The organism is Gammaproteobacteria bacterium (assembly GCA_028817255.1).
GTDB classification, from domain to species: Bacteria; Pseudomonadota; Gammaproteobacteria; order Porifericomitales; family Porifericomitaceae; genus Porifericomes; species Porifericomes azotivorans.
In genome coordinates, this window is the sequence record JAPPQA010000154.1 from 1 (window position 1) to 8,485 (window position 8,485).

The 8,485-nt window shown below is 67.8% G+C and carries 7 protein-coding genes; all 7 read right to left on the bottom strand.

What is annotated here, in order from left to right; genetic code table 11:
- Positions 1 to 103 precede the first annotated feature (103 nt).
- On the bottom strand, positions 104 to 1,333 hold the full coding sequence (gene trpB / locus OXU43_06570) for a tryptophan synthase subunit beta (GenBank protein MDD9824816.1): 1,230 nt from the start codon (positions 1,331 to 1,333) through the stop codon (positions 104 to 106).
- On the bottom strand, positions 1,314 to 1,946 hold the full coding sequence (locus OXU43_06575; GenBank protein MDD9824817.1) for a phosphoribosylanthranilate isomerase: 633 nt from the start codon (positions 1,944 to 1,946) through the stop codon (positions 1,314 to 1,316). The genes trpB and OXU43_06575 overlap by 20 nt, the downstream gene beginning before the upstream one ends.
- Positions 1,947 to 1,963: 17 nt before the next feature.
- Entirely contained in the window at positions 1,964 to 2,755 is a 792-nt protein-coding gene (truA, locus tag OXU43_06580) for a tRNA pseudouridine(38-40) synthase TruA (GenBank protein ID MDD9824818.1), read from the bottom strand.
- The gene (locus OXU43_06585) at positions 2,752 to 3,441 is read right to left on the bottom strand and encodes a hypothetical protein (GenBank protein MDD9824819.1); all 690 of its coding nucleotides are present in this window, start codon (positions 3,439 to 3,441) and stop codon (positions 2,752 to 2,754) included. The genes truA and OXU43_06585 overlap by 4 nt, the downstream gene beginning before the upstream one ends.
- A 52-nt stretch (positions 3,442 to 3,493) precedes the next feature.
- Complete coding sequence (locus OXU43_06590) at positions 3,494 to 6,664, bottom strand: hypothetical protein (protein MDD9824820.1); 3,171 nt, start codon at positions 6,662 to 6,664, stop codon at positions 3,494 to 3,496.
- Between the two features lie 87 nt (positions 6,665 to 6,751).
- Positions 6,752 to 7,786 carry an aspartate-semialdehyde dehydrogenase gene (locus OXU43_06595; GenBank protein MDD9824821.1) on the bottom strand — a complete coding sequence of 345 codons (1,035 nt, stop codon included), beginning with the start codon at positions 7,784 to 7,786 and terminating at the stop codon, positions 6,752 to 6,754.
- 490 nt (positions 7,787 to 8,276) lie between these two features.
- A partial coding sequence (locus OXU43_06600) for a hypothetical protein (GenBank protein ID MDD9824822.1) occupies positions 8,277 to 8,485 on the bottom strand: 209 nt, incomplete at its 5' end.

Here is an 8,485-nt window from a genome sequence, read left to right on the forward strand (position 1 = left end):
GGCGGTTGCGGGCGCGAAGCCCCCGAAAACAGTTCTCAATGCGGTTCATTGCCATTGCTATGGACGGGGCGGATGCCGATAGCGGCACTGCGGAGCCGGCGCGTCATGCCACGGGTTCCAGGATGCCCCCGCCCTGAGCCGCGACGATCTCGATATCCTTGTCGCCCCGACCGGAAAGGCAGACGACGGCCGCCGCATCGCCGCCTGCATCCCGGGCCCACTGCGCCGCATAGGCCAGGGCATGGCTGGATTCCAGCGCGGGGAGAATGCCCTCGACCCGGGTAAGCTCGTGAAAGGCGGCCAACGCCTGCTCGTCGGTGACCGTCACGTAATGCACGCGGCCCGTGTCCTTAAGCCAGGCATGCTCGGGGCCCACGCCGGGATAGTCCAGCCCCGCCGAAATCGAATGGGTCGCAAGGATTTGGCCATGCGGGTCCTCGATCAGGTAGGTGCGGTTGCCGTGCAACACCCCCGGGCGGCCGGCATTGAGCGAGGCGGCGTGGCGGCCAGTGGCCAACCCCATGCCCCCGGCCTCGACGCCATACATCGCCACCTGCGCGTCCTCGAGAAAGGGATGAAACAACCCGATCGCATTGGAGCCCCCGCCGACGCAGGCGACCAACGCATCCGGCAGGCGCCCGACCTGCTCCAGGAATTGCCGCCTCGCCTCCTGGCCGATCACCGACTGGAAGTCGCGCACCATAGCCGGGTAAGGATGCGGCCCGGCGGCCGTGCCGATGATATAAAACGTATCGTCCACGTTACGCACCCAGTCCCGCATCGCCTCATTGAGGGCATCCTTGAGGGTGCGGGAACCCGAGCGCACCGGCGCCACCTCGGCGCCCAGCAGCCGCATGCGATAGACATTGCTGGACTGGCGGCGCATATCCTCGGTACCCATATACACCGTGCATTCCATCCCGAAACGAGCGGCGACGGTGGCGGTAGCCACGCCATGCTGCCCGGCGCCAGTCTCGGCGATCAGACGCTTCTTGCCCATGCGCCGGGCCAGCAACGACTGGCCCAGGGTATTATTGATCTTGTGGGCGCCGGTGTGGTTCAGGTCTTCGCGCTTGAGATAGATGCGCCCGCCGCCCAACTCCCGGCTCCAACGACGGGCGCAATACAGCGGCGAGGGCCGGCCCACGTAAGCCGACAACTCCTGCCGCCATTCCCGCTGAAAATCGTCTTCCGACAGGTAGTGCCGCCAAGCCAGTTCCAACTCTTCGAGAGGCGCCACCAGGGTCTCCGCGACGTAGCGCCCCCCGTAGGGCCCGAAGCGGCCGCGCGCGTCCGGCAACGCCCCGGAAGGCTCAGGAGAAACCGACTTCATGCTCCGCACCGCGCACCTCCTCGACAAAGGCCGACATCCGCTCCGAACTCTTGACCCCGGGAGCGGATTCGATGCCGCTACTGACATCTACTCCATCGGGGGACACCTGCCGGATCGCCTGGGCGACATTATCCGGCCGCAATCCGCCCGCCAGGACGATCCGCGCCCCGCGCAAACGCGGGATCCGGGACCAATCGAAGGCCTGTCCCGTGCCCCCCCAGGCCCCGGGCCGAAAGCTATCCAATAGTATGCCAAAGGCATCCGAAAAAGTAGTGGCCGCCCGCTCGAGATCCGCGCCCGGCGCGCAGTGCACGGCCTTCAGGTAGGGCAAGCCGTAGCGCCGGCATGCCTCCGGCGTCTCCCGGCCATGGAACTGCAACAGGTCCAGGGGCAGAGCGGCCAGCACTTCCTCCACCTGCGCGGGCCGGGGATGCACGAACAGGCCGACACGGGTCACGGAGTCAGGCAACTCGGCGACGATCTCGCGAGCCAGGGGCAGCGCCACCGCCCGCGGGCTCGGCGGGTAGAACACCAGGCCCACGGCATCCACCCCCAGCCGGGCGGCATGCCGCGCATCCTCCGGGCGGGCGAGCCCGCAAAATTTAATCCACATGCCGCCCGCGGCCCCGTTCAAGGCGGCGCCCCCCCCGGATAGCATAGCGGCCGGGGCAGGTCGTACTCGGCGGGATAGCGCACGTCCGCCAGGTACAAACCGGCGGGCGAGGCGGTGAAGCCGCCCCGGGAACGGTCCCTGGCATACAGCACTTCCCGCGCCCATGCCGGCTTGCGCCGGCCCAGCCCGACCATGATCAACACCCCGGCAATATTGCGCACCATACGCTGGAGAAAGGCATTCGCCTCCACCTCCAGGATAACCAAATCGCCCCGTTTCCACACTTGCAGGCGATAGATCGTGCGGCGGGGATTCTTTGCCTGGCAGCCGCCGCCCCGATACGATGTGAAATCATATTCGCCCACCAGGTGGGCAGCTGCCTCGCCCATGGCCGCCACGGCCAGTTCCCGGGGCTCCCAGGCCACCATAGCGGCGCGCAGCCCCGGACGCGCCGGGCGATTCAGGATCAAGTAGCGGTAACAGCGCCTCTGGGCCGCATAGCGGGCATGGAACTCCGCCGGCGCCGGACGCGCCCACAGCACGGCGATATCCGCTGGCAAAAGGGTATTCGAGCCCAGCGTCCAGGCGCGCAAGGGACGGCCCGCGCAGCCCTCTCCGTCGAAATGCGCCACCTGGTAGCTCGCGTGCACGCCGGTATCGGTACGGCCCGCGCACTGTACGCAGATACTGCGCCCCGCCACGGAAGACAAGGCATCCTCCAGGCAGGCTTGGACGGTGCGTTCCCCGCGCTGGCGTTGCCAGCCGCGGAACCGCACCCCGCAGTACTCCAGTGCCAGTGCGATTCTCACGCCCAGTGCCCCAGGGCAGCCAACAGGGCGAACAGCGACAGGACGCCAAGCCATTCCCAGGGCCGCGGCCGGCCCGGGTCCGGCGGCAGGCGCAAACGCCGCGGCAGCTCTTGCGAGGAGGGGGCGCAACGCTGCATCAGGACGCCCATCGCCTCCTCCAGAAGGCGCGCACCGGCAGCGGCCGGGGGGCCGGCCCGCGGCCGGGGGGCCGGGACCCGGCGCCCGGCCAGCAAACGGGAAAGCCGCTGCTGTTCCTCCGGAAGACACTCCAGGGTCAACCACAACCGCGCCGCCAACCGCTCCCCCGGAACTCCCGCCCGGCGCAACGGCCGCAACCACCACAACAGCCCCGCAAGCAGTTCCTCACGGGAACTGGCCTGACGCAGGGTGTCAACCGCAAGCGCCAGCAGCGCCAAGCCCAGGCAATTCCGCAGGGCGGCATCCAGTGCCGGGCGCCAGGAGCCCTGCGGCGCCGACGACGGCGCATACATCCACAGGTGAGCCAACAAGATAGCCAAAAACAGCCAGCGCGTGCGCCATAAGGGCTGCCAACTCCACAGCCGCCCGACCGCCCGCGACCGCACCATCGCAAGCAACAGCGCAACGCCCGTCAGTATCGCCCAATTGCCGGCGGCGAGAAACATGGCGAGCACGAGCACATTCGCAATGCGCACAGCCGGGTGCATGGTTCGAACTCCTCCAGCCGTAACCCCTGCAGCCGCAAGGAGAAAAGGAATGCTATTGCGGGGCCTGGGAAAGCAATTGCTGCGCCTCCTTGCGTTGCGCCTCGTCGCCCTCGGCTATGACCTCGTCCAAAGCGGATTTCGCATTATCCATGTCGCCGAGTTCGATATAGGCGCGGGCCAGGTCCAGCTTGCTGGCGGGAGTATCGGACACCGAGGTGGTGGGACCCGTCTCCGTGGTCTCGGGCGCCGCGGCCGCATCGGGTCCTTCTTCCAGCTCAAGGGCCAACTCGATAGAGTCATCGCCGGCGCCGGCATCGGCGGCGGCCTCCGCCTCGGGGGCAGCTTCCCCGCCCGCGGCGGAATCCTCGCTCTGGACTCCATTGCGGGCAATTTCGTCCAGCGTCTTCCCGGGGGGCATGGCGGCCTCGTTGCCGCCCGCAGGCGTCAAATCCAAACCGTCGCCCGCTTCGTCCAGGGACAACTCCTCGCCGCCTTCGTCGCCGCCCGCCGCATCCAGGGACAATTCCTCGCCGCCCTCGCCGCCGCCCGCTTCGCCTGCCGCCGCCAACTCCACGCCGCCGCCCTCGTCCAGGGACAGCTCCTCGCCGCCCTCGCCGCCGCCCGGCACCGCGAGATCGAGTTCGCCCACATCGTCCAGGGACAACTCCTCATCGGCAGCTTCGCCCGCTACGGCCTCCTGCGGTGGCGGCGATTCCTCGCCGGGAATCTGGATCTCCCCCGGCTCGAGCGCGGACGTCCGATCCAGCGCGTCCTCCGGCGACGGCTCCTCGCCCCCGACAAGCAACTCGGTGGCATCCTCCGTGTCGCCTTGTTCGCCCGCGGACTGATCCAGGTCGAAATCCAGGGCCTCCATAAGTTCCCCCGTCTCCTCGGCCTGGGTATCGTCCACCGCCGCGGCATCCCCGCCCGCCGCCACCTCGGCAAGAGCCTTTTCCGCCTCCTCCCTGGGCAGACGCTGGGTGGCGGCAATGTTTGCCGAAGTGGCCTCGACGGCAGGGACCTCCCCTTCCGAAGACGCCTCGAACAACGCGCGGCCAACCCCCATCTCCTGCCACATATTGACGGCGGCCTCCCACTGTTCTCCCTCGCCCCCGGTCTTCTCGTGCAGAGCGCCCGCCGCCTTCTCGAAGGCGGCAGGATCGTTCTGCGCGCCGTATATCTCCAACAGCTTGAGATGGTAATTGAGATTTTCCGGGTCCTCGGCAAGCGCGGAATGGATAAACTCCGCCGCCTTGTCGTACTCGCTGTAGGCGAGCAGCACGTTGACCTCGGCAAGACGCGCGCCGATCTCCGCCTCATCGTCGTCGGACACCTCGAAATCCAGACTAGCCGCCTCGTCCAGCGGCAACTCCTCGATCTCCGTACTTTCCAGACCCTGCTCTTCGTCGGCGATCTCCGCCGCCGGCGTCCCGGTTTCCTCGATGCTGTCGAAATCGGCCTCGGTGTCGGCCTCGCCCTCGACTTCGGCATCGGCCCCGGAAGCAACCTGCGTTACCTCGCTATCTTCCATCCATTCCTCGTCCAGGATCTCCTCGTCCGAGGCGGCCTTGCGCCGGCGATACAACAGCAGACCCACCCCGGCAATCACCAGTACAGCCAGGCCGCCGCCCGCCGGGATCGCATACTGCGCCGCCATCGCCTTCACGGGCCCGGCCATGGCGCTCGCACGGCCCATCAAGTTATCCAGAAACCCGGCGCCCTCGGAGCTGGAATCCTCCACCGGCGGCGGATCCGTCAGCGGCGGCTCTACTGGCGGCGGCTCCACCGGCGGCGGCTCCACCGGCGGCGGCTCTACTGGCGGCGGCTCCACCGGCGGCGGCTCTGCCGCCGGCGGCACGACGGCGACAGGCGGCGCCGATTCGGCAAGCGCCTGCTCCGCTTCCTGCGCCTTCTTCTCCGCCGCGATCATGCGCTGCTGCATGGCGTTCAACTCGTTATCCCTGAGATTGATCATGCGCCGCAGGTCACTGACGATCTCTTCGGTCTGCTCCAGGCGCCGACCCACTTCCTCAAGTTCCTGCACCTTGGAAGCAAGCCCCTCTTGCGCCAGGGAAAGTTGCTGTTGCGTGGCCGCCGCGTCGTCTCCCCCCTCCCCGGCGCCGCCATCGGGGCCCGCGGACACCACTCGCAGTTCCGGTTGCGGCGGCGGCTCGGCAGGCGGGGCGGGTTGCCCGGCGCCGGGCGATTCCCCGGCCATACTCTCCCCCGGGGGCGGCGCCTCAGGAGGCGCGGCCTCCGGCGGGGGCACAGCCTCCCCGGGAGGTTGCGCGGGCGCCTGCTCCCTGGGCGGCGCCGCGGGGACAGGCGGAACGGGGGACGCAACAGGGCCGCGGCCCCGCTTGTAATCCCCCCAGAGCTGGTTGTGCTGGGCGACCTGGGCGATCGCCTGCCTCCCGTCTAAAAAACTCAATTCCTCCTGGGACGGCATACGCAACACCGCGCCCTCGCGCAAAGCGTTGATATTGCCTCCCAGGAAAAAGCCCCGCAGATTGGTGCGCAACAAGGCCAGCATCATCTGCTGGATGCTGATCGAGCGATCCGGGCGCATGGCGATGGCGATAGCCCACAAGGTATCGCCGCGCCGGACCAGGTAATCCTCTCCAGGGCGGGCCTGCACCGGAAGCGCCCCCGAGGGCCGGGCGGCGGGGCGGACGGCTACGGCGGAGGGCGCGGTCGGCGGCGCGGAAGGGCGAGAGACCACCGGGGGACGGATCGGAGGCGGCGGCACGGGGCGCCTTTCGGCAGCGGGGGGCGCCTGCGCCTGCTCATAGTACGGCGGGTCGAGCAGTACCGTGTATTCGCGCAACAGGCGCCCGTCCCCGGACTCGGCCTCCACGATGAAGTTCAGGCCGGGTTCGCGCAAAGCCTGCTCGGTGGCGACCAGAATGTAGGCCAGCCCCTCCCCGCCCTCCTCAGGGTATTCCAATTCGAAGCGCAGGGCCGTCACCGGAAAGATGCGGGCAATCCCGGCCCGCCGGAAAGCCTCCTCGTCGGCCAGCTTCACGGCAAGCCCTTCGCGTTCGCTCTCGGAGGCCACGATCTCGATACGGGCCGAGAACGGCTCGTTCAAGCTGGACAGGACTTCGATCCCCCCCAGACCCAAGCCATAAGAAGTCGCGGGGGCCAATAACAGCAGGAGCGGCAGGCAGCGCCGGAAGAGACCGGCGCCCTGCCGGCCCGCGCCCCGCGGCGCAGCCGCCATCCAGGCGCGAAGCGCGCCCGGGAAAGCCCGCGACCCGATACGGGCGCCATCTGTAATTGCGCGTTCCATTCCTTATATTATGAACTGTTATAACTTATATTGCAAGTATTTTGTTATCAGAAGTTCGGCGATCTGCACCGCATTCAAGGCGGCGCCCTTGCGCACATTATCCGCCACTACCCAAAGGTCAATGCCCCGGGGGTGAGAAATATCCGCCCGCACGCGGCCCACATACACCGCGTCCCGGCCCGCCGCATCGGTCAGGGCGGTAGGATACTCGCCTTCGCCGGGCTCATCCAATAATCGCACTCCCGGCGCCTGCCGCAGCAATTCCCGCAACTCCGGCACGCCGAGCGCGCGCCGGGTCTCCAGATGCAGCGCCTCGGAATGACCGTAATGCACGGGCACCCGCACCGCCGTCGGATTGACGCGCAACTCTCCGTCCCCGAAGATCTTCCGCGTCTCCCACACCATCTTCATCTCTTCGCGGGTATAGCCGTTGTCCTGAAAGAGATCGATGTGCGGCAACACATTGTCCGCGATGATCTTCGGATAGACCGCACCCCGCGGCCGCTCGCCCTCGCGCAAGGCGCGGGCCTGCCGCCGCCACTCCTCGACCCCGCGGCGCCCGGAGCCGGAGACCGCCTGGTAAGTGCAGACATTGACCCGCTCAATGCCGGCGGCATCGAAGATCGGCTTCAGCACCACCGCCATCTGGATGGTGGAACAGTTGGGGTTGGCCACGATGCGCCGCGCCTGCCAGCCGGCGGCGGCCTCCGGGTTCACCTCGGGGACCACCAGCGGCACGTCCGCCTGGTAGCGAAAGCAGGACGTATTATCCACCACCACGCAACCCGCCGCCGCCGCCCGCGGCGCATGTTCGGCCGAGACCGCCGCGCCGGCGGAAAAGAACGCGATCTCCACGCCGGCAAAATCGAAGTCGGCCAGGGCCTCGACGCGCAACTGGCGCCCCTGGAAGTCCATCCGGCGCCCGGCGGAACGGCGGCTGGCCAGTACATGCAGATCGGCCAGCGGAAAATCCCGCTCCGCCAGGATAGCCAGCATGGCTTCTCCCACGATGCCGGTCGCGCCCGCCACCGCCACGTTCCAGCGCCTGTCCATATCCCGCACGGTCTCCTGCATGTCTATCCGTCTATCCCGCCGTTGCCGCCATCTGTGCGGACTCTTGGCGCCTCGCCCTCAAATACCCGGATGCTGGATTCCCGCTTCTGCGGGAATGGCGGAAAAAAGAGGCGGAGACGGCTTTTGCACAGCCTGCCGCGCGGGAATAAAGCCCATCCCGATCTTTCCCGCGCCCCCACCCCGCCATTCCTGCGCCCCCCATTTGTCATTCCGGCGCAGGCCGGAATCCAGTGAATAATGCGCGCGCTTCGCGCTCCTTCGCGATACCGAGGGCGCAAGAGCAAGAGGGATTCCGGCTTTCGCCGGAATGACGGAAGGAGAAAGCGGGAATGACGGAGTGTGCCATGCCATTAGGTGGTTTTTCGCACGGTTCTGGATTTTTGGGATTTTTGCACAACCTAGCAGGTAACGACCAGGGTCCCTAGTACATACCCCGGCAAGGCAAGCGGGCCGGGGGGAATGCCGGCACTCAGAAGCGCAGGCCGCTGTCGAGCAGGAATTGGTAATCGGAAACGGGGCCGCTCTCGCGCCGCAAACCGGCGTCCAGCGAGAAGCGCTCCGCCTCGAAGCGCAGCCCGCCGCCGTAACTGCTAACGCCCGAGGCCAGGCCACTCTTGCCGTACAGCGTCAACAGCCCCGGCAGGCCCCGCGCCAGGCGCACGTCGCCGATGCCATACG